This is a genomic window from Helicobacter felistomachi, from assembly GCF_030296895.1.
GTDB lineage: Bacteria > Campylobacterota > Campylobacteria > Campylobacterales > Helicobacteraceae > Helicobacter > Helicobacter felistomachi.
On the sequence record NZ_AP028022.1, the window covers coordinates 1374540 to 1399658 of the forward strand.

A 25119-nucleotide genomic window follows, 5' to 3' on the forward strand; every position below is an offset into this window, starting at 1 on the left:
TTGACAAAGGGATAGAATGTTGACAGTCTTGCAAATTGGAGCGGGGGGCGTGGGGCGTGTTGTGGCGCACAAGCTCGCCCAAAACCGCCACTTATTTGAAAGGGTGGTGCTAGCCAGCCGCACCCTATCTAAATGCCAAGCCATTGCTAACAGCGTGAAGGCCAAAGGGCTAGGGGAGATCCTATGCGAGCAAGTGGATGCTGACAGCGTGCAAGAAGTCGTGGCCTTGATTGAAAAATATCAGCCCAAAGTGGTGCTAAACATTGCCCTACCCTATCAAGATTTAACCATCATGCAAGCATGCCTACAGACTAAGACGAACTACCTAGACACCGCTAACTACGAACATCCCGACTTGGCTAAGTTTGAATATAAAGAACAATGGGCGTTTGACAAGGCGTATAAAGATGCCCGAATTTTTGCGCTCTTAGGCAGTGGCTTTGATCCGGGGGTGACTAATGTCTTTTGTGCCTACGCCCAAAAGCACCACTTCGATGAAATTTATAACATTGACATTTTAGATTGCAATGCGGGTACACATCCCTACCCTTTTGCCACGAATTTTAACCCCGAGATCAACTTAAGAGAGGTGAGCGCAAAGGGGCGTTACTACGAAAATGGGGCGTGGATCGAAACCGCCCCTTTAGAAATTAAGCAAACTTGGGCTTACCCTGAAATAGGGGAGCGGGCTTCTTACCTGCTCTATCACGAAGAGTTAGAGTCCTTAGTCAAACACATTAAGGGCTTAAAGCGCATCCGCTTTTTCATGACTTTCTCCGATGAGTATCTAAACCACATGCGCTGTTTAGCCAATGTGGGGATGCTGGGCATTGAGCCGATTGAAGTGCCTTTAACCGATGGCAAAATGGGACAGGTTGTGCCGATTCAAATGTTAAAACAGCTCTTGCCTGACCCTGCCAGCCTAGCGGGCAAAACCATGGGCAAAACCAACATAGGTTGTTATATACACGGCAATAAAAACAAGCAAGAAAAACGCCTTTACATTTACAATGTCTGCGACCACCAAAAATGCTATGAAGAAGTGGGCGCACAAGCCATCAGCTACACCACGGGTGTGCCCGCCGTGGTGGGAGCGATGATGATTTGTAAGGGCATTTGGGGGGGTGAAAACGCTAAGGGCGTGTTTAATTTAGAGCAACTCGACCCAGACCCTTTCTTAGAAGAGCTTGCCAAACAGGGCTTAAAAACCGAAGTGATCGAACGCTAGTCTTTGCAGACCAACACCATTTTACAAGGCGATTGCCTTGAGCTTTTAAAAACCTTGCCTAGTGCAAGTGTGGATTTTATCTTTGCCGATCCGCCTTATTTTATGCAAACAGAGGGGGAGTTATTGAGAGTGGGGGGCGCAAAGTTTAGCGGGGTGGCTGCAGAGTGGGACAAGTTTAAAGACTTCGCCCATTACGACGGCTTTAGTAAGGCTTGGCTTAGTGAGTGCAAACGGGTTTTAAAAGGGAGTATCTGCGTGATCGGCTCATTTCAAAACATTCACCGCCTGGGGGCTTTGATGCAGGATTTGGGCTTTTGGATCATCAACGACATGATATGGGCGAAGTCCAATCCGTGCCAAATTTTAATGGCACGCGTCTATGCAACGCCCACGAAACCCTGCTTTGGTGCGCTAAGGACAAGAAGACCCCCTTCACCTTCAATTACAAAACCCTAAAAGCCCTAAATGGGGGCAAACAAGAAAAATCCATTTGGGAAATCCCCCTATGCGTGGGGGTAGAGAGGCTCAAAGACAACAAGGGGCAAAAGCTCCACCCCACCCAAAAGCCCGAAAAACTCTTAGAAAAATTGCTCTTAATGGCAACTAAGCCGGGGGATTTGGTGCTCGACCCTTTCTTTGGCACGGGCACTACGGGGGCTGTGGCAAAACGCTTAGGGCGCAACTTTTTAGGCATGGAAAAAGACCCTATTTATATACAAGCCGCTTTAGAGAGGATAGCAAGCACCCCCGTAAAAATGGACGCTTTCAGTGCCCTAGAGTTTGAGAAAAGACCCCCCAAAGTGGCGATGAAAACCCTAGTGGATAGTGGGTATTTGCAAGTGGGGCAAGTCTTATACACCCCAAGCAAAGCTAGGGCATGTCAAGTCCTCGCCAGTGGACAGGTGCAAGATAGTAGCCAAGCGGTGTTGTCGATTCACAAAATGAGCGCAAAACTTTTAAATAAGATTAACCACAATGGCTGGGACTACTTCTACACCCACCACAAAGGGGAGTTGATCCCCTTAAATGAGTTGCGCTATTTGTGGGCTAAATCCTGTGATTTGGAAAAAAGTTAGACAAAATTAGATACAATGGGCGGAAATTTTTAAGGGGGTTTGCATGCCACTTTGGTTTTTAAACGGCCAACAACAGAAGGTTTTTGACTGCTGTTTGCTCTTTGGGTTGTTGGGGTATGGGGCGTATCTTTTGGCAAAAGTGGTGATCGAGGATTAACGATGCGCTCACGCCCAAGCACTGCTAGTGCGAGAGAAGAATTAGCTAAAATCACTGAGATTTTTAGCCAATCAAAGAAACACCCAATCTTTGGGGCGTGGTTGGAAAGCGCGCGAGCAGATTTTGAAGAGCTGAAATCCCAAAGTTTAAGACGGCTAGAAGACTTAGAAACAGAGCAAGAGCCGAAGATTACGATCGCCCTTTTTGGCGAGACCAATGCGGGCAAATCCACGCTCATTGAGGCGTTGCGCCTTTTTTTCAACGAGCCCAGCAAAGCATTAGAACAGCGCTTGTTTCAAGAAGCGCAAGAGGACACAGCGCCTTTAGCCGATGGGGCGATCATTGATGCCCACATAGATTTTACCCAAGCGATCACCCCTTACACCTTCACCCTTGCTAATGGGGGGGGGGAGGTTACCCTATTAGACATGCCCGGAATCGAGGGCGATGAGGCGCAGGTTGAAGAGTTTATTAAGGAGGCTTGCGCCAAAGCCCATGTCATTTTTTATATTTCTAAAAATCCCACACCCCCTCAAGAGGGCACACTTCAAAAGATCAAGAGCTACTTAAACGACCAAAGCCGGGTTTATTTTTTCCACAACAGGGGCGTAACAAACCCTAAGTTGTTACAAAAACCCCTAGTTGGCGGTGAAAAACACGCCCTAGAGGATGCGGACGCTAAAATGCGAGAGGTGTTAGGGCCACACTACCAAGGGCATAGAAGCGTGTGTGCCTATGTGGCGTTTTTGGCACTAGCAAAGTGTTTGGACCCCAAAGACCCCAAGGGATGCGATTTTCTCTTCGATCAACAAGAATTTTTAAGGCATAAAAGTGCGCCAGAACTTTTAGAGTGGAGCCACTTCAACGACTCATGCGATCTACTCCACCACATCGCCAAGCAACAGCAAGAGATCGTCTATCAAGCCCAATGTTACAAGGCCTTTTGTGCCCTGCAGCGTTGCACCAAGAGTGCCCACCAAGCCCTGCACACCATGCAAGAGTGCCACAAGGCGTTTAAAGAAAGCGTGGATTTAAAAATCCCCAAGCTTGATCTGTTGTGCCAAAAAACGCTTGTATCTTTAAAAAAAGAGTTGGATAATCTCATTGTGCGCTTTAAAAATGCCAGCGAAGATGCCATGTATAGATGCATCTATGGAGATATGCCCATATCCATATTACCCATACGCACAATATTACCCATACCAACATTAAGCGATGAGGGCTTTGAGGCAAAGACTAAGGAGGTTTTAAAAGAGCAAGCCCAAGTGTTTGCTGCAAAGGTGAAAAACACACTAGAGGTGTGCGAGCGTCAATTCAAAGCGGGTGTGGAGGATTTATTGCGTGAAATCCGGCTCAAAGCGGGCGTGCTTAAGCGCCATGGCGCGGATTTTGACAAGCATGGCCATAACTTTAGCGACCACACTTTTAAGACGGACAGCGGATTTGATTGGTCCAGTCTTTTGGGTGCAGGGATGACCTTTGCGAGCTTGTTTATGCTTGAGGGGGTGGTTGCTCTTGCAGTTTTTACGGCACTTGGGGTGTATTTGCTGTATAAGGCGTTGAGAAAAGCCGTTGATGATGATTATAAGAGAAGCGAACAACGCAAGACTTTTGATAAGACCTTAGATCATGCCCTTAAATGCCTAAAGTGTGCCGTGGGTCTTATGGGTCGTAAAGAGGTGCAGGAGGAAATCCAAAAGACTAAGGCTAAGCTCGAGGATCTGCATTTTTGGAATATTTCTGACAAACAAGAGTTGGAGGGCAAACTAAAACTGGCTCAAGGATTGTTAAGCGTGCTAGAGAAGGGGGTGCTTCTTGAGGGGGTGCGCCAAGCACTAGAGAAGTGCCAACAGGCCATTGGCAAGCGTTTAGAGGAGATGTTGGAGCAGGGGGAGGGGTTGTGTGCGGATTTAAATACAAGTGTGGCGCGCTTAAAAGCGTGTAGCCAACCATTTAAAGAAGGGAGTGAAGGGTGCAAGGATTAGACAAGAGCGGACAAATGGGGGCTCTCTTAGATGCGCTGGCGGAATTTATGCGCGAGGGGGAGGGGCTGGGGATGGTTGAAGAGAGGGGCTTTGAGGAAAAGATCGCCCATGCCAAAGAGCAGGGTATATTACAGGTAGTGCTGGTGGGGGAGTTTTCTTGTGGCAAAACCTCCATTGCAGCGGCGTGGCTTGGGGATTTAGAGCAAGCTAAAAAAATGAAAATCGCCCATGAGGAATCTACGGATGAGGTGAAAACTTACGCAGTCAAGGGGGGCATTGTGTTGGTGGATACCCCCGGACTCTTTGGCTTTAAAGAGAAATACGGGGCAGATGGCGTGCAAAAATACAAGGACATCACCCACAAGTATGTGAGCGAGGCGCATTTAGTGCTGTATGTGATGGACCCAAGTAACCCCATTAAAGAGAGTCAGCACGAAGAGTTGCGCTGGCTGTTTCAAGAGCTCGATCTCTTGCCTAGAAGCGTGTTTGTGCTCTCTAAATTTGATGAGGTGGTGAATCTCAAAAACGAAGAAGGCTACAAACGCACATTAGAGATCAAAAAAGAGACGGTGTGCAAGGAGTTACAGAGGATCATTAGTCTCGAGCAAGCCCAAAAGCTAGACATTGTGGCTGTGGCGGCTAACCCCTATGATGAGGGCATCGATCATTGGCTCAAACACCCTGAAGAGTTTGGGCAACTCTCACGTATAGGTCTTTTACAGCAAGCCACAGAGGCAAAAATTAAGGCCAATGGGGCACAGCGCTTGGCTTTAGAATCTGTAAAGAGCACCATGATTGCGCTCTTGCACCCCCCACTTAAAAAAGGCAGAGCAGCACTAGAGGCGGTGTGTCAAGAGATTGAGACTTTAGATGAGAAGTGCCGAGGCATGTCTTTAGAGTTTGAGCATCTCAAAGAAACCATAGACAACGCCAAGACATCTTTAGAGGCGTTTTGCAAGCAACATTTTGAGCGTTTGCTAGAGGCCCTTAGCCAAACAGACCTTCACAACATCAAAGACTTTATAGAACGCTGGATAGGCGAGGAGGGTGAGGTGCTTAGGCGCGTCTTAGAGGAAAGATTTAAGCTAGAGGAGGATGAGTTGCGCTTGGAGTTTGCAGAAATTGGCAACAAATGGAAAGAAGAGGGGATGGGCGGGGCTTATGGTTTTCATTATCAAGAATCCAAATTTGAGGAATTTTTAAGCATGCTCAAAAAGCTCTTTGAGAGTGCAACATTTGCGGCGGTATTGACAAGCTTTGTTGAAGCTTTGGGGGGGATTCTTGGAAAGGCTGCAAGTTTCATTAAGGGGACAACCATCTTAGCTGCCTTAACTCTTTTGCTAGAGTTGATTGATTTGATGATGCGCGCGAAGGCAGAAGCGGAGCTAGAGGAATTTAAAAAAGAGCTCAAGGCAAAATTAGAAACCCTACAAGAAGACATTCTTGCGCTCATTAGAAAACACCATGCCCAAGTCCTTCAAGCTTGCCAAGCCTCACAAGACACCGATCTTGAAAAACTCAAACAGAGGATTCAAGAGTGCCAAGACTATAAAGAAACTTTGGAAAGTTGGCTGAAAAAGGGCACAGACATAGAGGCACACATCCGTCCTTAAGTTCCAAGCACTAAAACTTACATTGGGGCCACCTCTGCAGGTTGTAATCCTCGGGTCAAATGTGTCTAGACTTGCTTAACACAGCGCATATCCAATTTGGCAACTTTATCGAAGTGCTGACGAAAAACTTAATCGCTAAAGAGCCACACTATAAAATCTTAGAGCAATACAGCAGGCAAAAGAAAAACAAATTTGCTTTAAGCAAGGCTAACGAAACTCTTATAGACCAATACATCACCCAATGCCAAACAGAAAACTTAGAGCTGGAAAGTGCTTTTAAGCAACTTTGCGCCCAAATTTTACAAAACGGCTAAAACGCCACTTTGATCCACTTCACCCACGACATCGACATGCTTTTTAAAGACCAAGAAAGCCAAAAAATCTACTATTTAGAAATACATACAATGACGACCACGACACGGGTAAATTCATGGACATTAACCGCAAATTCATCAAAACCTATGTCTATTTGTTGCGTGACTTGTCCATCACTACGCCCAACACACTTGTGCCTATTTTGTTTTACTGCAATAAAAAAAGAAGGGCACATTTTTAAGTACACGCTACACAGAGCTAGAAGCCGATCTAGCACACTTTTGCGATAGTGATACAAATATTAAAGCCTTTGGGGCAAAAAATTTAGTGGAGGGTTTGGGATCAACCCCACAGCAAATTTGTGAAAACCTTATTGTGATCTACTGCCATGATAATTTGGACCACAAAGTGCAGTACTTTGACTTCAAGGTGCAATGTGCCAACTCAGAGAACAATCAGCAGTATAAAGAAAAACAAAAAGAAGGGAAAAAGATGAGCCGTGGAACTTAAGAGAAACTCAGTTGATGGTGGAAAGAGAAAGAGAGTTAAGTGAATAGCAAAGGAGGCAGAGGAACAAAGAGCAAGAGAGGTTGTGTTAGCGGATTCATGTATTTTAAAAACACACTTGATGTTCTAAAAAGATAGCTTAAACGCCCACGCCAAAAGAAAGTTTGCAGACATTCAAGCGCAAATGCAAAACATCGAGAACTTATCCACAAGCAACTTTCCTCAAGCTATAGCACTGAGCATGTCACCAATTACAGAGTAAAGATTCTGTTTATTTGTAGCTCACTACAAATCCACCTCTAGAACTATGATGGAAAAATGCAATCCAAAGTGTGTAAAAGTACAAATATGGGTTTCAGGTATGGTATCTTTTAAGATCCGCAAACTTTAAGTGCTCTACCCTCAAATTAAAAGACTTAATGTTGCTTGACGCATCATCAATATTAGCCGATGGCTGCCCTCTGCTCATTGTGGATAACCGGACCTTAAATGGCAAATTCCATATAAGCTGGGTGAAGATAGGGATTTGAACACAAACGCGTGGCTTTCGTTTGGGACAAACAGATTTATGATCGGGTTCATGATCCGGGTCGATTACCTAGTCTTAAACGAAGTTCGTTTTAGCTTTTAAAAGAGGTAAATTCCCTATGCCTAGAGGTGCTAGGAATATGAGACAATTGGTTTCTAGCAAAAGAACACAACGTAGCAAAAAAACTAACGAGAGATGGTTAAGGGGTTGTGAACCACCCCTCCCTAAAGGGAGGAGCTTCCTAACTAACAGAAACCAGCGTTTCTTAAGCTCGAAAGGCTTTGTATTTTAGAGTCTGCAAGGCTAGTTCCTAACCCAAAGCGACAGCTTCTTTAGTAAAAGACTTTAACCCCGCTCTTAAGATATTCTTGGCGGCATTGATGTCTCTATGCTCTGTGTATCCACATACAAGGCAGCAATACTCTCGATGACTTAGCTTAAGTTGGTGGTTGATATTTCCGCAATGATGACAAGTTTTACTCGTGTATTGCGGAGGGACTTTCACAAAAGGTTTGCCATTGTGCTGTTGTTTGTATTCTAAGAATTTAGTGATTTGGTAGAATGAGGCATTGAGGATAGACCTATTCAAGCCACCCTTTTGTTTCACATTTTTGAGTTTAGCTCGCTTTGTCATATTCTTGACTTGCAAGTCCTCAACGACTGCCAATTCAAACTTGTCAGAAAGTCCGCTTGTGATTTTGTGATACCTATCCTCTTTTTGAGATTTGGATTTAGTAAAAATGGCATTCAAAGAATTTTGGCATTTGTAAAAATTCCTTCCTAGTTTTGTTTTGGTCTGTTTGGACTTTAAACCCTACGGCTCTGTTTTCTTTGTAGTCTTTAAAGGCTAAATCGTATTTGGCTAAGTTAAATGTCTTAGAGTATGTGGGGATGAGAGTCCCATCACTTAAAGCAATGTCATGGATATTCAAATCTAAACCTATGGCTTTGTCTTGTTGGTTTAAAGTCTTTAAAGGTGTGATGTCCTTATGGTATTCCACACCAAAGCTCACAAAATAGCGTCCATTCAAACAAGAAAAAGTGATTTGTTTAATGGTGCAATCTTTGGGCAAATCCCTAGACTAGCGCACCTTAAAGTCTTGGCGCATGAGTCTTAAAATCTTAAAGCGTGTGTTGCAATCTTTAATGGAGTAACCTTGATTGTTCCAATTGAAACTTTGTTTAGTAATCTTGGAGTTTTTAAATCTAGGGAAACCTCTATCTTTGAGGGTTAAAGCACTTTTGAGGGCCTTTTGGGCGTTGATACGGCTTTGTTGCGCCACGACACTAGAAAAATTTAAATCTCTTTGCTTGAGATGGTACTTGACCTTTGTATCTAGGGCACTAGAACTTAACCACCGCCTTTGGCTTTTCTCTAGAGTTTTGTTGGTGTTGTATTGCTCTTGTTGCAAGTTTAGGCAGATGTGATAGGCTTGGTTGTAAACGAAAAAATGGTGCTTGAGTCAAGCCTTTTGCTCTTTTGTAGGGAACAAGCAGTATTTAAAGCCCTTATTGATCCGCACTCCTGAGTTTAGCACAATTATATTAATATTGGTCTATGAGAAAAATTGATGATGTAAGGCACGGTGGACACTGTGTTTTTGTCTTGCATATGCATTTGGTGTTTATAACTAAGTATAGGCGTAAGGCTTTCAGCAAAGAGGTGATAGATTTTCTAGGCAAAGTCTTTAAAAAAGTGTGTGAGGACTTTGAAAGCGAGTTAGTAGAGTTTGATGGAGAGTCTGTACCCGTCCAAAGTAAGCATTTCTAAGCTAGTCAATTCTTTAAAGGGTGTGAGTTCTAGGAGAGCGCGTACCCAGCAGTTTAAGAGTATTTGTAATACATTGTGGGGCAATCACTTGTGGTCGCCTAGTTATTTTGCCGGCAGTTGTGGCGGCGCTCCTTTGGAGCTGATTAAACGTTATATTCAAGAACAAGAAACACCTATCTAAGTTGTATTGGTCACTGGTTACTTAGCGTTTAGGCGCTTACATCTCCGCCCTGAAGGGCGGAGTTTTACGCGCGGGTAGGTAAGTTGGCCAAAAGTTGCCAATGCGCGTTGGTCTCAACTGATTAGTCTATTAAAACACAAAGCTGATTGGAAAGGCAAAACTTTGCCAAAGATTGACCAATACTTTCCCAGCTCTCAAATCTGCGGCACTTGTGGGAGCAACACTGATAAAAAGCCACTGCGTCTTAGAAATTTTGTCTGCCCATGTTGTCAAACACTCCACCTTAAGAGACCTCAATGCGCGCATCAATATGAGAAACTATGCTGTGGAAGCAAGTGCAACGCTTGCCCCTCTCACGTGGCTGTCACCAAGTATGGCTACATGTGGTTTTGAGCACTGGCAAGAGCGTACCAAACCACGCCTAACTAAACTTAAAAACTCTTGTCCGCTTTTAAAGCAGTTCCACTTAGCCATCTTGAGATGATGAAATGGGTTTATCATGGCTAAATCCACATTAGAATCGGGCAAGAGTTTTAAAAACCCAAAGGCATCTAAAGAGTTGTTAACTTAGCATCTAACAAATCCTAGGCAACAGCTCGCCCTCTAGCATGTCTAAAGGCCGCTTAGAGCCCCAAGGGGTTTTTAAAGACACGCCACACCCGCCCACAACCTGCCCGATGATGCGTGCCTCCTTAGCGCCTCCCTCCTGCAAAAGAGCACAAATTTTAGGTGCATCGCCCGCTTCAACACCCAACACACACATCCCCTCATTCGCCAAAACATAGGGCTCTAAGCCCAAAATCTCACACACCCCTCTAACCCCCTCCAAAATGGGGATTTTCTCCTCTTCTACTTCTATCCCCACGCCTGAACTTTGTGCCCACTCGTGCAAGACGGATGCTAACCCCCCCCTTGTCGCATCCCTTAGAGCGTGGAGTTTGCATCCACTCTTAAAAATGGGCTCTAACAAGGGGAATAATTGCCGACAATCGCTTTTTAAAGGGGTGTTTAGTTGGACTTCGGCACGCTGGGCAAAGATCAACGCCCCGTGTGTGCCGACAGATCCGCTCACAATAATGGTTTGCCCCTCTTTTAAATTTTTTGCACTTAAGTTTGGATAAAGCACGGGGCCTAAGGCGGTGGTGTTGATAAAAATTTTATCCACACAACCCCTAGGCACGACTTTCGTGTCTAAAGAGAGCAGTTTGAGCCCGCCTAAGTGTAGTTGTTCTTTAATCGAGCTCAAAATTTGTTGCAATAACTTGATTTCCAGCCCCTCTTCTAAGATAAAGCCCATGCTTAGATACTCTGGGCGTGCGCCGCCCATTGCGACATCGTTTGCACTCCCACACACGCAAAGCTTGCCAATGTCTCCCCCTTTAAAGATAGGCGGGTCGATCACAAAGCTATCGGTGCTCACAGCGGTTGTCCCTTTAGCCTTAAACACCCCTGCATCTTCACCCTCAGCCACTAAAAAATCTTGCAAATAGGGCTTAAAGACTCGATCGACAAAGTCTCGACCTTCCTTGCCCCCATTGCCACAACTCAAACCCACAACTTGCATGCCTACCCTTTTAACGAATTTGCCACAAAATGCGCTTGCCCCAAAGCCAAAGCCCCATCTGTGGGGGTAAAAGCGCAGGCAAAAAGAACACCCTCTTTTTAAAAATTTCTTTGATAGTGTCGCCTAGCAGGCGGTTTAAAAACACCCCCCCGCCTAAGAGTAAAGGCAAGCTGTAGCGCATGGACAGGCTTAGGGCGATGTGGGCTAGGGTGTTGTGGAATTTCTTAGCCACCAAAGCGTAACGCTCGGCTAAAATGTCTGCCTCCATGGCTTTTAGCATGGGGGCGATTAAAATGTCTTGTTGGATAGCAAAGGGGTAGGCATCTGTGCTGTTGTGGGTGTTAGCTAGGCTTTCTAATTGCATAGCGCTTTGGGCTTCATAAGTGTTGAGCCCGCCCACTTTGCAAAAGCTCGCCACAGCGTCGAATAGACGCCCCACAGAAGTGCTAGGGATTGTGGCGATTTGTTTAGCCAGTAAAGTGGCGATGTTTTGTGCTTTTGTGGGCTCTAAAAGCAAGGGGGCAAAGGCTAGATTGTGCTGGCATGCCAAAGCGTAGCCTATGCTGTTAGAATCTTTTAACAACACTTCAGAACTGGGTAAAAGGGTGGCTTGTAAGCTATGTAGATGTTTGGTGTGGAAGTGGCCTTTGTTGTAGGTGGCTAAAAAGACTTCCCCGCCCCAAAGGCTTTTTGCTTGCGACAGCCCAAAGCCATCGCAAATAAAAGCGATCACGGCCTGCCTATCTTTAAAGGGATGTTTTAATCCCCACTCGGCCAATAAGGCGTGTAAATGGGCGTGGTGGTGTTGCACTTCTCTAAAATGGGTGTTTTGTGCTTTACCTATTTGGCTAGAGAGATAGCGTGGGTGCAAATCTATCCCCACAATTTCGGGTTTGTGGTAAAGCTTTGTGTAAAAATTTAAAGCTTGTTGGTAGCGTCCACAGCTCTCAGTGCTAGAAAGTCCACTAAGTTCTGGCGTAACCAAACAGCCTCTATGGATAAAACATAAATTTGCCTTGTTGTGTCCGCCCATACCCAAAGTGTTTTTGGGAGCACTTAAGGGCAGGTGCAAGGGGGCAAAGCCTCTAGCTAGGCGCACAAGGCGCATTTGCCCCGCCACAAGGCGCACCACACTGTCGTCTATGCCGTGCAAAATGGGGCGGTTGTGTGTTAAAACGCACAGATGAGGCAATTTGGCTTGCAATTCTTTGAAATCCGTGATGATCGGCTCACCCTTTAAATTTGCGCTGGTAAAGACGATAGCCCTAACTTTTTGTAAAACCAAATGGTGTAAAGCCGTGTAGGGCAAGAGCACGCCCAAAGTGTCTAGATTAGGGGCTAAGTGGTCATAAAGATTTGTCTTTTTTTGGGCGAGCACTATGGGGGCTTCTTTGGACCTTAGGGCTTTTAGCTCTAGAGGGCTTAAATACACGCCTTTTAACGCCTCTTGTGTATTGGCAACCATTAAAGCTAAAGGTTTAAAGGGGCGGGTTTTGAGTGTGCGGATTTGCTCTATGGCTTCTTTATTTGTGGCTAGAGCGGTGAGCGCAAAGCCCCCACGCCCTTAAGTGCCACCACCTCCCCCCTTTTTAGGGCATTGATGGTTTTCTTTAGGGCGTTTTCATGCTTTGTGCCCTCTTTGTCGTAAAAGCTTAAAGTGATGGGACATTTGGGGCAACTTAAAGTTTGGGCGAAAAAACGCCGACTTGTGGAGTCGTTATAATCCTTAGCGCAATCTTTACAGAGTTGAAAATCCTTCATAGAAGTTTGGGGGCGATCGTAGGGCAAACTCTCAAGCAAACTGAAACGCGGTCCGCAATGGGCGCACGCCGTGAAAGGGTAGCGATAAAAACGGCTTTTGGGGTCTTTCGTGTCCTTTAAACAACTTTGACAAATGGCTAAATCCAGGGGCAAATTGTCTTTTAGACTTAAATCCACCCCCCGACTTGGGGCGATGTAAAAGGCGCAATCTTGATAGGGCGTGTCTTCTTGGCTAATGCTTGTGATGTGGGCTTTGTTAGGCTTGTGCTCCAACTCTTTTAAAAACGCCTTTAAATGCGCCTTTTCTAGCACCACCTCCACCTGTCCACCCACATTGCAGACAAAGCCCTTTGTGCCTAGTTTCTTAGCGGTGTTGTAAACAAAGGGGCGAAAGCCCACACCCTGCACCCGTCCGCTGATGATGAGCTTAACCAAAGTGCCCTAGTAAAGTTGCATAGTGGCGCAGTGCAAACTCCCCTTTTGGCGAATCAGCACAGAGCAATCCACGCCCACAACCTCAACCCCTGTGTGATTCTCTAGGATTTGCAGTGCTTTGTTGTCGGCGGGGTCGTCATAGGTGGGGACAAACAGAACCTTTTGGTTGTTATTATTCACCCATAAAAAGTTCGCGTAAGTGGCAGGAAGGCGGGTGTCTTGATAAATTTTGGGACTAGGCATGGGTAAAGGCAAGAGTTCATACTTTTCCCCCTCTATATTTCTAAAGTGGCGTAATTGCGCCTCCATGTTCTTTAAATTGTCGTAGTGCGGGTCGTTTCTATCATCGCAGCGCACATAGGCAATCGTATTTGAGTCTAAAAAGCGTGCCAAAGTGTCTATATGCCCGTCTGTGTCATCCCCCTCTAGCGGTTGCACATCCAGCCATAAAATCTGTTGCGCCCCGAGCTCTTGTTTTAAAACCCCTGCGATTTGGGCTTGGTCAAAATTAGGGTTGCGATCGGGGTTTAAAAGACAAGAAGTGGTGGTTAAGATCGTCCCCGCTCCATCGCTCTCTACACTCCCCCCTTCTAACACGAAGTTGACAAAACGCAGGGGGTGCTTTAACAATCCCTTTTGGGCGAGCTTGGAGCTGATCGCATTGTCTAAGTGGGCTTGGTATTTGCCCCCACGCGTTAAAGATAAAATCTAAATAAAGGGCGATGCCATTTGTTTCCACGCACAAAGGACCAAAATCGCGCGCCCATGTATCGTTGCTATCACACAAGGCGATCTGCACTTGGCTCATTGTGGCTAGGCGATCTTGGCTTTCAGTGTCGTTAGGATGCACGCAAACAATCATTTCTTGGTAGTAGCTCAAAGCGTTAATGATGTTGATAAAGCACGCCTGCGCCTCGTCCAAATACGCCCCCCAATCTGTGGCAGCGTGCGGATATGCCATTAAAACGGCTGTTTGCTCTTCCCACTCGGCCTTTAATCTCTTCATAGCGTCCCTTTAGTATAATGCTAGATATTATAGCGCACAAGTATAGCGCACAAGGAGTATCATGTTGCTTGGCATTGAGAGCAGTTGCGATGACAGCGCGCTTGCGCTCACGGACCTGTGTAGCGCCAAATTGTGTTGGCACTCTAAAATCTCTCAAGAGAGCGCACATAGCCCCTATGGGGGCGTGGTGCCTGAACTTGCCTCGCGCCTACACGCGCTAAACCTCCCCCTTTTAGCCCAAAGGGCAAAGGACTTTTTAGGTGATTTTCATGCGCTTAAGGCCATTGCCATCACCGCCTGTCCCGGTCTTAGCGTAACACTCTTAGAGGGGCTTATGCTGGCTAAAGCTCTAGCTTTGGGGCTAAAAATCCCCTTAATCTCCATAGACCACCTGCAAGCACATATCTTTTCGCTCTTCATTGATAGGCCTTTGGTGTTCCCCCTAAGTGTGTTGCTCGTGTCGGGCGGACACACTTTAATCATAGAAGCCCACAGCCCCAAAGACATGAAAATCGTTGCCAAAAGCATGGACGACAGTCTAGGCGAAAGCTTTGACAAGGTGTCTAAAATGCTAGGTTTAGGCTATCCGGGTGGGCCTGTCGTAGAAAGATTAGCCAAAGCTTGCCCCCCCCAAGAAGCCTTAAACTTCACCCTCCCGCTTAAAGACCACAAGGGTTTAGCGTTTAGCTTTTCGGGACTGAAAAACGCCGTGCGTTTGGCTATTTTGCAAGAGAGAGAAAGGGGAAGTTTAAGCGAGAGTTTTAAAGCCCGCTTGTGTGCCGGGTTTCAAAAGACAGCCACCGCCCACTTGCTCCAAAATTTACGCCGCCATTTGGCAAACAGCCCCATTAAAACTTTGGGGCTTGTGGGGGGGGTGAGCGCAAATGCTTATATAAGAGAGTGCATAAACACCCTTTGTGAAGAGTTTGGGTGTGGTTTGCTCTTAGCCCCCTTAGAGTTTTGCAGCGACAATGCAGCGATGGTGGCGCGGCTGGGCGTGGAGTGCTATAAAAATAAAGATTTTTCCCCAATACACGCCCTAGACATCAGCCCACACACCTATTTACCCTATGTGGGTTGATTTTATTTGCTATGCTACGATAGGCGTTTATCATTTGTAATACGAGGAGTGTAAGTGTTTAAGAGTTTGCAAACCCGGGCTTTAACATACTTGGTGATTTTACTCAGCCTCTTTGCGCTGCTGATCTTTATGTTGATCCAAAGAGATTACGCAAATTTGGCCGAAGCACAGGGCAAAGCTGTGGCTAAAAGCATCAACGCTTCCATCATCAACACCATTGTGCAAGCCATCACAGTGGGGACAACCAAAGCCATTTATAAAGCCATAGACGACAGCAACAAACTACCGGGCGTTAAAATGAAATTTTACCCCGGACAGGGCGACATCAAGCTTTTTGCCTTAAACACGGAGTTTACAAAGGACCCACGTATCCGCAACTATTTCAATAACCCAAACACCCCTCAAGAAGTGGTGGTGGAGGGCAAGGGCAATGGGCGGCATGTGTTGGTTTTGCAGCCTTTGGTGGGCGATGCGACTTGCATAAAATGCCATGTCAACAACAAGCCAGGAGACATGATTGGGGTGATGGAGGTTAAGCTCTCATTAGAGCAGGCCTACAACAACGCCAACGTCTCTAGTATAAAAACCCTCTCGTGGATGGTCAGCATTTCTATCGTCATCATTCTTTTGCTCTTATTTGTGGTGCAAAAACAAGTCGTGCGCCCCTTAAACCGCTTGAAAAACACCGCCAAGGATTTGGTGTCCTCGCAAGAAGCGGATTTAACGCGCCGTTTAAACATTGTAGGCAGCGATGAGATCGCTGCGGTTTCCTCTAACGTGGACCAATTCATCGCCAAAATTGCCGGGATCGTTTCCATCGGTAAGGGCATTGTGGAGGACAACAACCAAGTGGGGCAGGCCTTGAGAGAATCCACGGGCCGGTTAAAAGAAGCGGGACGCAAGGAATTAGATTCGGTGGAAAACCTAAAAGCCATTAACCAAGAAGCTGGAGAGAGCTTGCGCCTTGCGCAAAACAACCTGAGCGAAACGATCGCCAATTTAGACGCCACCGACATCATCCTAAACGAGTTTGTCACGAAAATCCAAAACTCTGTGGATTCGATCTTAGTGTCCGTGCAAATGCAACAAGAGATCGCCACAGACTCAAGTGCCCTTGTCAAACATGCCTCTGAGATTAAAAATGTCCTCTCCATCATTGAGGAAATTGCCAACCAAACAAATTTATTGGCTCTAAACGCCGCCATTGAAGCAGCTAGAGCCGGAGAACACGGACGGGGCTTTGCGGTGGTTGCCGATGAAGTGCGTAATTTGGCCGAAAAAACACAAAAGTCTTTAGGCGAGATCACCGCCATGGTGAATATGGTGACTCAAAGCATTGAGAACATGGGCGAACGGGTACAAAATGGAGCGATGCAGTCGCAAGAAGTGTCTGAAAAAACTTCTCTGCTCATCACGGATGCGCAAAACGCAAAGGACAATTTAGTCCAAACCAAAAAGAAGTCTCAAAACACCGTGGAGCAGAATAAGGTCGTGGTGGCAAAAATGGAAGAGTTGAACCATGTCATCAACGAATTCATCCAAATCTTTGCGCAAGTCAAGGAAGTGCGCAACAATTTAGAGAACCACAGCACCCAAATTGTACAGAAAAACCAAGAACTGGCTGGGGAGTTCCAAAAGTTCAAGGTCTAAATGCGCTGTTTTAGCTGCGGGGTGTGGAGTTTTAAACCCCTTTGCAAGCACTGCTACACTGAGCTAGCCCCGCGTCTACAGACCCACAGACTAGAGCACATCCCCGTTTTGAGCTTTTATACCTATGATGACATTGAGCTGCTGTTAAAGAGCAAATACAGCCTTGTAGGCAGCCGCCTTTTGCCCCTTTTGGCCTCAAGGGTGCAGAGCTTGTTAAAGCCATTGCTACAAGAGTCGCTTTATGCCCTGCCCATTGACGATCACATCAAGCGGGGCTATTCCCACACCGCCGCCATCGCCCGCGCGCTCTGCGCTAACAGCCCTTGCAAACCCGTTTATAACAAATTACGCGCCATAAAAAACATCACCTACGCCGGGCAAAGTTTGGAGTTTCGCAAGCAAAACCCCAAGGGTTTTGTTTTTAAAGGCGATTCTCGTTTGGCTTACTTTTTGGTGGATGATGTCTTAACTACAGGCACGACCCTACGCCAAGCGATTCAAACCCTCAAAGCGGCGGGGGCAAAAGTCGCCTTTGCGCTGGTGCTAGCAAAAGCCTAGCATCCGTAAAACTTAAGCCTCTAATTGGGGCGGTTTTCTAGGCAGGTTGTAGCGGCGGCGTTTTTCCCAAAGGGACTTGCGGCTGATGCCTAGGCGCTTGGCAAGCTCGGTGTCGGTGTAAGACGCACTGAATTGCTGGATGGCACTTTTCTCGTAGTCTTGGATGGAGAGCAAATTGAAGGACAAGGTGGGCTGGCTGCTCTCTAAAGAGAGCAAATTCGCGTAGTCTAAACTCTCTTGCCCCACAAAGCTCACAATGGCGTTGTGGGTTTCAAGAGTGCTTAAAAACCTCTCTCTCTCCTTTAAACTCAGCACTTCCAAATGCGTGAAGTAGGCGATGCAAGAGCGCTCGGAGTGTTTAGAACACTTGGGCTGCTTTGGCAAATCCTCTAGGTTTTTTAAGGAGAAAAACTCCAAGTAAAAGCCGTGCAAGCGGGCGTAGTTTAACACGAACATGTCTGCTCCGATCTGCGCGTGGCTTTGCAAAATCAAAGGGAAGCTGTGATCGGCGCGCATGTCTACCTCACAATTTTGGGCACTGAAGTCCAAATATTTTTCGTAAACACTCGCCCGCTCGATCGCCTTTTGGTAAGAGCGGTGGTAGGTGATTTTTCTTAAGAGCTCCTCCATTTTAAAGGGCTTTAGAATGTAGTCTTTGGCCCCCGCTTTTAGGGGGCGGTTGACTCCATCCTCGCTCACAAAAGAGGACATGATGATGATGATCGCCCCGGCGTTCTTGCGCACAAAGAGCTCACACCGATCCACGCACGCCTTAGACGAGAGCAAGATCACATCGTAATCCTCTTTGAAATGATGGAAGATGCTCGTGGCACTTTGGCATTGATAGCCCGCACTGCTTAGAGCGGAGTGAATGCTTTGGGCCAAATGCACCTCATCCTCAATGATTAAAACACTGCCAACTTTATTCATGGGTAACCCATAGAGCGCGGCTTTGCACCAAGACTTGCACGCCCACGCCTTCCTTTCTACCCACAAAGCCCAGCCCCTCAAAGGTGGTGGCTTTTAGGTTAATATTTGCTGCTTTCATGTCTAGCAATTCTGCCAAATTTCGCTTAATCAACGCCCTATAAGGGGCAATTTTAGGCATGTCGGCAAAAAGAGTCATGTCTATCCTTTCTACAAAATGCCCCACACTCTGTGCGAGTTGGTAAATTTCTTGTAACATTTGTGCCGAATCCTTATTTTTGAAACTAGGGTCTTTGTCGCTGTAATACAGCCCTATGTCGCCGCCGCCAATGGCCCCCAAGAGCGCGTCTATGAGCGCGTGCAAGAGCACATCCCCATCGCTATGCGCCTTAAACCCGCAATCTACACAATCGCTAGGATCGATCACAATCCCTCCCAGCTTCATCACCCGACCCACTTCAAAGCCATGCACATCAAAGCCTAGCCCGGTGTGGGTCGTGGTGCGGGTGCTGTGGGGGGGCAGGTCGTAGGCGTAGGTGAGCTTGTCTAGGGTGGGGCTGCCCTCAATGTAGGCCACATGCGCGCCGATGCCTAAAATGGCACTGCTTTCATCGGTGAATTCCCCCGCCTTGTAGGCTTGCTTCAACACAGAAGTGCGGCAAATTTGGGGGGTCTGCACCCTTAAAGCCCGCTTGCGATCTAGGGCTTGGTAGGGGGGGATGGCGGTGGGGTTGTAATAGACCATCGTGTCCGTAGAGCTGATCGCCGGGGCGACACAATCTAGTCCGCCTTGCATGCGCTCTAAGAGCCGCTCTAGCACTCTAAAGTCTATTTGGTAACGGGCAATGTCGCTCACCATCACCAGGGGGGTTTGCACGCGCTCTAGGGCGATTTGCACCGACTCTTGGCGGCTGGCCCCGCCCACCAAAATGCTTAAATTGATGCCGCATAAAAGCTGTTCTAAATAAACTTGTTCTAAGCGGTTAGACACCAACACAAACACTTGTGCGAACAGCCCTAAATGCGCAAAATCTTCATAGACTTTTTGCACCAAGGGCACGCCGTTTAAACGCCAAAATTGTTTTTTAATGTGGGGGAAATCGGGCAAATGGGGACTAAAGCGGTTGCTTGTCCCTGCGGCGGCTAAAATGAGCGAAAGATCTTGGCGTGGCTGCAAATGGACCCTTTAGGTGAATTTTACCCCCATCCATCGACTCTAGCTAAACCAAAAAAAACCAAAGGCAGATTTTAGTATTTTCTAGCTTAAAGGGGTGTTAGGGCAGACTTTAAGCCTACATTTACACGCTTGTGTTAGTGTGGTGCTTTTTCAACAAAGGAGAAGCATGCCAAGAGATTATATAGACAAGCGCACAGATCGCATTAAGACCCAACTGCATTACGCCAAAAAGGGGATCATCACTGAAGAGATGGCCTACATTGCAAATGTTGAAGAAATCAGCCCTGAGCTGGTGCGTAAAGAAGTGGCTAGGGGGCGGCTCATCATCCCCGCCAACATACAACATAGGAATTTAGAGCCCATGGGTATTGGCATTGCGCTCAAGACCAAAATTAATGCCAACATTGGCAGTTCGGCGATCGTCCACTCCGCCCAAGGGGAAGTAGAAAAACTGCAAATTGCCATTAAATACGGCGCGGACACGGTGATGGATTTATCCACAGGCGGGGATTTAGACATGATTAGAAAAGAAATCATCGCCGCCTCAAGCGTGCCTATTGGCACGGTGCCGATGTATCAAATCTTACACGATGTCAACAACGATGTGATGCGTTTAGACATCGACACCATGCTAAAAGTGCTGGAGAAACAAGCCAAACAAGGCGTGAGTTACTTCACCATCCACTGCGGGTTTTTGCTCGAGCACATGCCCTTTGTGAGCCGCCGTAAAATGGGGATTGTGAGCCGGGGGGGCAGTTTAATGGCTTCATGGATGATGCATTATCACAAACAAAACCCTTTTTACGAAGCCTTTGACGACATTTTAGCCATTTGCCAAGAGTATGATGTGTCCTTGAGTTTAGGCGATTCGCTGCGCCCGGGTTGCCTTGCTGATGCCAGCGACACCGCGCAATTCGCCGAATTAAAGGTGCTTGGTGAGCTGGCTAAGAGAGCCTATGAAAAAGATGTGCAAGTGATGATTGAAGGCCCCGGGCATGTGCCCTTGAATCAAATCGAGCGCAATGTCAAATTGCAAAAAGAATTGTGTAACGAGGCCCCCTTTTATGTGCTAGGACCCTTGGTGACAGACATCGCGGCTGGCTACGACCACATCGCCAGTGCGATCGGAGCGTGCTTGGCGGCTTACAAGGGCGTGGCGATGCTGTGCTATGTGACACCTAAAGAGCATTTAGGCTTGCCTAATGCCAAAGATGTTAGAGAAGGGATTTTAGCCTATAAAATCGCCGCCCATGCCGCCGACATCGCCAGGGGGCGCATCCATGCCCGCGTGCGCGATGATTTGATGAGCGATGCGCGCTATGCCTTTGAGTGGAACAAGCAATTTGAGCTTGCCTTAGATCCCGATCGGGCAAGAGAGTACCACGATGAAGCCTTGCCCCAAGAAGTTTTCAAAGAAGCCGAGTTTTGCTCCATGTGTGGCCCTAAGTTTTGCAGCTACAAAGTGAGCCAAGACATTTTTAAGAACTACAAGGGGGCTTAGGGCTGCTTGTCCTTGGTGGAGCGGATGTAATAGTAAATCGCCTTGATCTCATCGGGGGTGAGATTGTAGCGGGGCATGATGGATTTAGCCCGCTCTAGGGCGTTTGCAAAGTCCACGACACTGGCAAAGTTGTTGATGGGAGGGGCTTTAAAAATGCGCTCTTGGTTGGTGGCGGTGGTGTAGCGGGTGATGACCTTCCCCTGCCCGCTGATCCCGTGGCACTTCACACAGCTGATGTTTCTAGGGTTGTTGTAAAGTTCCTTGCCGTACTCTAAAATGGTGATGAAACTGCCGTCTTTGGGCTTGTCTGCACCAAAAAGACCCACGAGCAAAACGCCGATCAAAAGCACACTTTGTTTAAGCAAGCCGTTTCTTTCAATAATTTTTGACTATAATAGCGTAAAAATTCAAAGTAAGTTGGGCGATGGTTTTACTAGATGGCTACGCACTAGCACGCTTAAAGGAAGAGGCTTTGCGCCATGAGGTGCAAACCTTGCAGCAAACCCTGCAACTTTGCCCTAAGTTGGTGGTGGTGTTGGTGGGTACAGACAACGCCAGCGTGTTGTATGTCAACATGAAAGCCAAAGCCTGCGTGCGGGTGGGGATTAATTGTATCGTAGAGTCCTTACCCGAGCAAACCCCCCAAGAAGAGCTTTTAAACTTGCTAGACACCCACAACCAGGATAAAAGTGTGCATGGAATTTTAGTCCAACTGCCCCTGCCTAAACACATAGACACGAGGCGGGTGATCGAGGCGATCGCCCCGCATAAGGATGTGGATGGCTTCCACCCGCTCAATGTGGGGCGTGTTTACTCTAATAGCCTATACACGGGCTTTTTGCCTGCCACCGCGATGGGGGTGATGCAGCTTTTAAAGCATTACAACATTGAAGTTAAGCGCAAAGATGTGGCGATTGTGGGGGCGAGCAACATCATCGGCAAGCCCCTAGCGTCTTTAATGTTAAACGCGGGAGCAACCATCAGTCTCTGCCACATTTTGACAAAAGACATCAGCCTATACACCAAAAAAGCGGACATTGTCTGCGTGGGGGTGGGGCAACCCAAATTATTAAAAGCGGACATGGTCAAAGAGGGGGCGGTGGTCGTGGATATTGGCATTAATAAAGTGGAGGGCAAGGTCGTGGGCGATGCGGACTTTGAGAGTTTAAAGGATAAAGTGAGTTTCATCACCCCCGTGCCTAGGGGTGTGGGGCCGATGACCATCGCCTGCCTTTTACAAAACACTTTGCACGCCGCTAAGGGCTGTGCTTAAATTTTAAATAAGGGGTTTTATGGGTTTCTTTCAAGCGTTGCGCCGTTTTGTGATGAGCTGGACGGGGACGATCATTTTAGTGCTGTTAGCGATTTTCTTTGTAGCGCAAGCCTTCGTCATCCCCTCCCGCTCTATGGTCGGCACCCTTTACGAGGGCGACATGCTCTTTGTGAAAAAATTTAGTTATGGCATCCCCATTCCACGCTTGCCATGGCTAGACATTCCGCTCTTTCCCGACTTCAAGCACAACGGGCATTTAATCGAGGGCAAACGCCCCACAAGAGGTGAGGTGGTGGTCTTTATCCCGCCCACCAACAAGGGCTACTATGTCAAAAGGCTCTTTGCCACTGGGGGCGATGAGGTCATTTTTAAACAAGATGGCTTTTATTTGCACCCCAAAGAGAGCGACACCGACCCCAACTACATTTCTAAACACTTTGCCAAGCATAAGGTGCAGCAATTTTTGGGCAAAGACTTTGTCTTTGCCCCTATGAGGACAAGCATTTGGGGATTTTTTACAGCAAACACAACCAAGCCTATCCGATCATGCTTGCTCTAGCTAGCCACCAAATCCAAAGCCAAATGGGCGTGAGCATGGAACTCATAGACTTAGATGGCGAAAACGCCTTTTACTCTAAAATCGCTCCCGACCATTACTTTATGGTAGGTGATAATCGCGATGACAGCAGCGACTCGCGCTTTTGGGGGAGTGTGTCCTATAGCCACATTGTCGGCACGCCGTGGTTCATTTACTTTAGTTTAAATTTGTCTAATAGCATAGAGGCGGGTGAAAAACCTAGAGATAAATTCACCGTGCGCTGGCAGCGCATGTTTAAAAGCGTGAAAGGGCTAGAGGCACAAATGACAGAAAGACACCATTTGCCAACACAGGAGGACTAAAATGCATGTGATCTTGGGTTGCGACCATGCCGGGTTAGACTTGTGCGCCTTTTTAGAGGAGCAGCTCAAAAACAGCCACAGCCTAGAGGTGTATAAGCCCCCTTTGGGTGAAAGGGTGGATTATCCCGATCACGCTAAAGAAGTTTGCCAAAGGCTTTTGACACAAGTGCATGCGTGTGGGGTTTTGGTCTGTGGGAGTGGGATTGGCATGAGCATTGCGGCTAACCGCTTTGCGGGCATTAGAGCCGCCCTATGCACCAATGCCTACATGGCAAAAATGTCTAGGCTACACAACAACGCCAATATTTTATGTGTGGGGCAGAATATCGTGGGTTTTGGAGCGGCTTTAGACATGGTGGAGGTCTTTTTACAAACAGGGTTTGAAGGCGGGCGGCACACGGCGCGCCTAGACAAAATTGAGGCTCTCAAGTGTTAGCGCAATGGATGGTCATCACCCTTATGGTGTTGTTTGTCTGTTACATGGCGGTGCGGACTTTCTTTTACCGCTCGGTGGCAAAAAGACAAGAAAAATACTCGGCTTCCATGAAACTCACTTTGCAAGAGGCGGAGGTGTTGATCCAAAAACACCAGTTGCAATTACAACGCTCTTTGGGCAATATTGACATTCTCACCCACGAAATGAATGCCCTTAAAGATGAAGTTAAAGTCTTAAAACAGCGCAACGCCCAATACCGCCTAGAAACAGACAAATACAAAGCCCGTATTAGAGAGTTAGAACAAAAAATTGAGGCATTGCTATAAGGACATTGATGTTTAGCCAAAAATTAAAAGCCCAGCTAAGAGAAGCCATTAGAGAGGTACAAAACCACCCCAAGCCCGGGATCTTGTTTAGGGACATCACCCCGCTCATCAACCACCCCGTGCTTTTTGGCGCACTTATAGATGCCTTGAGGGAGCGGTATAAATTACACAATGTAGATTTTGTCGTGGGGATTGAGGCGCGGGGGTTTATTTTAGGCGCGGCGTTGGCTTACGCCCTGCAAGCGGGCTTTGTGCCGATCAGAAAACAGGGCAAACTGCCCTACCAAACTTTAAGCGCATCTTATGAGCTGGAGTATGGCACGGACACCGTAGAAATCCACGCCGATGCCTTTAGGGAGCTCAACGATGCGCATGTGGTGCTGATCGATGACTTGATCGCCACGGGGGGGACGGCTTTAGCAAGCTTAGGACTTCTGGAGAAGTTACAGGCGCACTGTGTGGAGGCGTGCTTTTTGATCTCGTTAAATGAATTTGGGGGCTTGGAGAAGGTCTCTGAAAAAGTGAGTGCCTTTAGCGTGTTGGAGTACGATTCTTAGGGCATGGAAGCTCATATTTTGAATTTATGGAACAATTACGCCGCCAGCTGGGGCTATGTGATTCTCTTTTTTTGGAGCATCTTAGAGGGGGAGATCGGCTTGATTTTAGCGGGCATGGCTTGCTATGCAGGGCACATGAATATGTTCTTGGCAATCAGTGTGGCCGCTTTAGGGGGCTTTAGCGGGGATCAAATATATTTTTACATCGGGCGCACAAGCAAGACCTATTTAAACAAAAAGCTTGAAAAACAACGCCGTAAACTCGCTCTAGCGCATTTGCTCTTGCAAAAATACGGCTGGTTTGTGATCTTCATCCAGCGCTATATGTATGGCATGCGCACCATCATCCCCATCAGCATTGGGCTCACCCGTTACAGCGCCTTTAAATTCGCCGCCATCAATCTTTTAAGTGCCTTTGTGTGGGCTTCGATCACCATTTCACTGGCGTGGTGTTTTGGCGAACAACTTTTTGATTTGTTGAGGTTGATTAAGCATTATCCTTGGCTTCTTATACTAATATTGTTGGTGACTGTGGGGTTTGTCGTGTGGTATTTTCAATCCCACACCAAGAAGATGGATAAAAAAATCCAAGAAATTCAATAGTA

At 47.1% G+C, this 25119-nt stretch carries 20 protein-coding genes and 5 pseudogenes; 17 read left to right on the forward strand and 8 right to left on the reverse strand.

The features are described from left to right. Positions 1 to 16 precede the first annotated feature (16 nt). From QUE23_RS07220 to QUE23_RS07240, 5 genes and pseudogenes are all read left to right on the forward strand, one after another. Positions 17 to 1228: a saccharopine dehydrogenase family protein gene (locus tag QUE23_RS07220; protein WP_286348392.1), complete on the forward strand. Its 1212-nt coding sequence runs from the start codon at positions 17 to 19 to the stop codon at positions 1226 to 1228. Between the two features lie 3 nt (positions 1229 to 1231). Next, positions 1232 to 2304 (forward strand): annotated as a pseudogene (locus QUE23_RS07225) (DNA-methyltransferase). Positions 2305 to 2463: 159 nt separating this feature from the next. Beyond that, a complete protein-coding gene (locus QUE23_RS07230) occupies positions 2464 to 4446 on the forward strand; it encodes a GTPase (protein ID WP_286348393.1) in 1983 nt (660 codons plus the stop codon). Continuing rightward, positions 4434 to 6059 (forward strand): LeoA/HP0731 family dynamin-like GTPase, encoded by a 1626-nt coding sequence (locus QUE23_RS07235; protein WP_286348394.1) that lies wholly within the window; start codon positions 4434 to 4436, stop codon positions 6057 to 6059. The genes QUE23_RS07230 and QUE23_RS07235 overlap by 13 nt, the downstream gene beginning before the upstream one ends. 71 nt (positions 6060 to 6130) lie before the next feature. Continuing rightward, complete coding sequence (locus QUE23_RS07240; RefSeq protein WP_286348395.1) at positions 6131 to 6373, forward strand: TdeIII family type II restriction endonuclease; 243 nt, start codon at positions 6131 to 6133, stop codon at positions 6371 to 6373. A 1282-nt stretch (positions 6374 to 7655) separates the two neighbouring features. On the opposite strand, the pseudogene QUE23_RS07245 reads toward QUE23_RS07240, so the two are convergent. After that, positions 7656 to 8933 (reverse strand): annotated as a pseudogene (locus QUE23_RS07245) (RNA-guided endonuclease InsQ/TnpB family protein). Between the two features lie 35 nt (positions 8934 to 8968). Here QUE23_RS07245 and tnpA point away from each other — a divergent pair. Beyond that, positions 8969 to 9362: pseudogene (gene tnpA, locus QUE23_RS07250) on the forward strand (IS200/IS605 family transposase). Positions 9363 to 9524: 162 nt separating this feature from the next. Next, positions 9525 to 9755 carry a hypothetical protein gene (locus tag QUE23_RS07255; RefSeq protein ID WP_286348396.1) on the forward strand — a complete coding sequence of 77 codons (231 nt, stop codon included), beginning with the start codon at positions 9525 to 9527 and terminating at the stop codon, positions 9753 to 9755. Between the two features lie 181 nt (positions 9756 to 9936). Here the strand turns inward: QUE23_RS07255 and hypE are convergent, their stop codons facing one another. The 4 genes and pseudogenes from hypE to QUE23_RS07275 all read right to left on the reverse strand — a co-directional run bounded on the left by hypE (position 9937) and on the right by QUE23_RS07275 (position 14128). After that, on the reverse strand, positions 9937 to 10926 hold the full coding sequence (hypE, locus tag QUE23_RS07260; protein WP_286348397.1) for a hydrogenase expression/formation protein HypE: 990 nt from the start codon (positions 10924 to 10926) through the stop codon (positions 9937 to 9939). A 10-nt stretch (positions 10927 to 10936) separates the two neighbouring features. Continuing rightward, the gene (locus tag QUE23_RS07265) at positions 10937 to 12442 is read right to left on the reverse strand and encodes a Kae1-like domain-containing protein (protein WP_353622247.1); all 1506 of its coding nucleotides are present in this window, start codon (positions 12440 to 12442) and stop codon (positions 10937 to 10939) included. A 17-nt stretch (positions 12443 to 12459) separates the two neighbouring features. Further along, the gene (locus QUE23_RS07270) at positions 12460 to 13122 is read right to left on the reverse strand and encodes an acylphosphatase (RefSeq protein ID WP_286348398.1); all 663 of its coding nucleotides are present in this window, start codon (positions 13120 to 13122) and stop codon (positions 12460 to 12462) included. A 6-nt stretch (positions 13123 to 13128) separates the two neighbouring features. Further along, a pseudogene (locus tag QUE23_RS07275) lies at positions 13129 to 14128 on the reverse strand (agmatine deiminase family protein). Between the two features lie 61 nt (positions 14129 to 14189). Here QUE23_RS07275 and tsaD point away from each other — a divergent pair. Genes tsaD through QUE23_RS07290 form a run of 3 tightly spaced genes read left to right on the forward strand, consistent with a single transcriptional unit; the run spans position 14190 to position 17417 of the window. Continuing rightward, entirely contained in the window at positions 14190 to 15209 is a 1020-nt protein-coding gene (gene tsaD, locus QUE23_RS07280; protein ID WP_286348399.1) for a tRNA (adenosine(37)-N6)-threonylcarbamoyltransferase complex transferase subunit TsaD, read from the forward strand. A 54-nt stretch (positions 15210 to 15263) separates the two neighbouring features. Then, positions 15264 to 16859, forward strand: coding sequence for a methyl-accepting chemotaxis protein (locus QUE23_RS07285; RefSeq protein ID WP_286348400.1), 1596 nt, complete (start codon positions 15264 to 15266; stop codon positions 16857 to 16859). Then, positions 16860 to 17417 (forward strand): ComF family protein, encoded by a 558-nt coding sequence (locus QUE23_RS07290; RefSeq protein ID WP_286348401.1) that lies wholly within the window; start codon positions 16860 to 16862, stop codon positions 17415 to 17417. A gap of 12 nt (positions 17418 to 17429) precedes the next feature. On the opposite strand, the gene QUE23_RS07295 is transcribed toward QUE23_RS07290, so the two are convergent. After that, on the reverse strand, positions 17430 to 18347 hold the full coding sequence (locus QUE23_RS07295; RefSeq protein WP_286348402.1) for a response regulator transcription factor: 918 nt from the start codon (positions 18345 to 18347) through the stop codon (positions 17430 to 17432). Then, the gene (gene ispF / locus QUE23_RS07300; protein WP_286348403.1) at positions 18340 to 19521 is read right to left on the reverse strand and encodes a 2-C-methyl-D-erythritol 2,4-cyclodiphosphate synthase; all 1182 of its coding nucleotides are present in this window, start codon (positions 19519 to 19521) and stop codon (positions 18340 to 18342) included. The genes QUE23_RS07295 and ispF overlap by 8 nt, the downstream gene beginning before the upstream one ends. A 166-nt stretch (positions 19522 to 19687) precedes the next feature. Between ispF and thiC the strand changes: the two genes are divergently transcribed. Continuing rightward, positions 19688 to 21022 (forward strand): phosphomethylpyrimidine synthase ThiC, encoded by a 1335-nt coding sequence (thiC, locus tag QUE23_RS07305; protein WP_286348404.1) that lies wholly within the window; start codon positions 19688 to 19690, stop codon positions 21020 to 21022. Here the strand turns inward: thiC and QUE23_RS07310 are convergent. Then, positions 21019 to 21387, reverse strand: coding sequence for a c-type cytochrome (locus QUE23_RS07310; protein ID WP_286348405.1), 369 nt, complete (start codon positions 21385 to 21387; stop codon positions 21019 to 21021). The genes thiC and QUE23_RS07310 overlap by 4 nt on opposite strands. 59 nt (positions 21388 to 21446) lie before the next feature. Here QUE23_RS07310 and QUE23_RS07315 point away from each other — a divergent pair, with 59 nt between their 5' ends. The 6 genes and pseudogenes from QUE23_RS07315 (at position 21447) to QUE23_RS07340 (ending at position 25117) form a co-directional block, all read left to right on the forward strand. Then, positions 21447 to 22295, forward strand: a complete 849-nt coding sequence (locus QUE23_RS07315; RefSeq protein ID WP_286348406.1) for a bifunctional 5,10-methylenetetrahydrofolate dehydrogenase/5,10-methenyltetrahydrofolate cyclohydrolase — start codon at positions 21447 to 21449, stop codon at positions 22293 to 22295. A 19-nt stretch (positions 22296 to 22314) separates the two neighbouring features. Then, a pseudogene (gene lepB / locus QUE23_RS07320) lies at positions 22315 to 23195 on the forward strand (signal peptidase I). Position 23196: 1 nt separating this feature from the next. Next, positions 23197 to 23631, forward strand: a complete 435-nt coding sequence (gene rpiB / locus QUE23_RS07325) for a ribose 5-phosphate isomerase B (protein WP_286348407.1) — start codon at positions 23197 to 23199, stop codon at positions 23629 to 23631. Then, positions 23625 to 23957, forward strand: a complete 333-nt coding sequence (locus QUE23_RS07330; protein ID WP_286348408.1) for a hypothetical protein — start codon at positions 23625 to 23627, stop codon at positions 23955 to 23957. The genes rpiB and QUE23_RS07330 overlap by 7 nt, the downstream gene beginning before the upstream one ends. An 8-nt stretch (positions 23958 to 23965) precedes the next feature. Continuing rightward, a complete protein-coding gene (locus tag QUE23_RS07335; protein WP_286348409.1) occupies positions 23966 to 24514 on the forward strand; it encodes an adenine phosphoribosyltransferase in 549 nt (182 codons plus the stop codon). Between the two features lie 3 nt (positions 24515 to 24517). Then, positions 24518 to 25117 carry a DedA family protein gene (locus QUE23_RS07340; RefSeq protein WP_286348410.1) on the forward strand — a complete coding sequence of 200 codons (600 nt, stop codon included), beginning with the start codon at positions 24518 to 24520 and terminating at the stop codon, positions 25115 to 25117. Positions 25118 to 25119 lie beyond the last annotated feature (2 nt).

Bases quoted from the DNA above. Each gene is read 5' to 3' on its own strand.
- QUE23_RS07220 (WP_286348392.1), top strand. From the start codon at position 17: ATGTTGACAGTCTTGCAAATTGGAGCGGGGGGCGTGGGGCGTGTTGTG.
- QUE23_RS07230 (WP_286348393.1), top strand. From the start codon at position 2,464: ATGCGCTCACGCCCAAGCACTGCTAGTGCGAGAGAAGAATTAGCTAAA.
- hypE (WP_286348397.1), bottom strand. From the start codon at position 10,926: ATGCAAGTTGTGGGTTTGAGTTGTGGCAATGGGGGCAAGGAAGGTCGA.
- tsaD (WP_286348399.1), top strand. From the start codon at position 14,190: ATGTTGCTTGGCATTGAGAGCAGTTGCGATGACAGCGCGCTTGCGCTC.
- QUE23_RS07290 (WP_286348401.1), top strand. From the start codon at position 16,860: ATGCGCTGTTTTAGCTGCGGGGTGTGGAGTTTTAAACCCCTTTGCAAG.
- QUE23_RS07295 (WP_286348402.1), bottom strand. From the start codon at position 18,347: ATGAATAAAGTTGGCAGTGTTTTAATCATTGAGGATGAGGTGCATTTG.
- thiC (WP_286348404.1), top strand. From the start codon at position 19,688: ATGCCAAGAGATTATATAGACAAGCGCACAGATCGCATTAAGACCCAA.
- QUE23_RS07315 (WP_286348406.1), top strand. From the start codon at position 21,447: ATGGTTTTACTAGATGGCTACGCACTAGCACGCTTAAAGGAAGAGGCT.
- rpiB (WP_286348407.1), top strand. From the start codon at position 23,197: ATGCATGTGATCTTGGGTTGCGACCATGCCGGGTTAGACTTGTGCGCC.
- QUE23_RS07335 (WP_286348409.1), top strand. From the start codon at position 23,966: ATGTTTAGCCAAAAATTAAAAGCCCAGCTAAGAGAAGCCATTAGAGAG.
- QUE23_RS07340 (WP_286348410.1), top strand. From the start codon at position 24,518: ATGGAAGCTCATATTTTGAATTTATGGAACAATTACGCCGCCAGCTGG.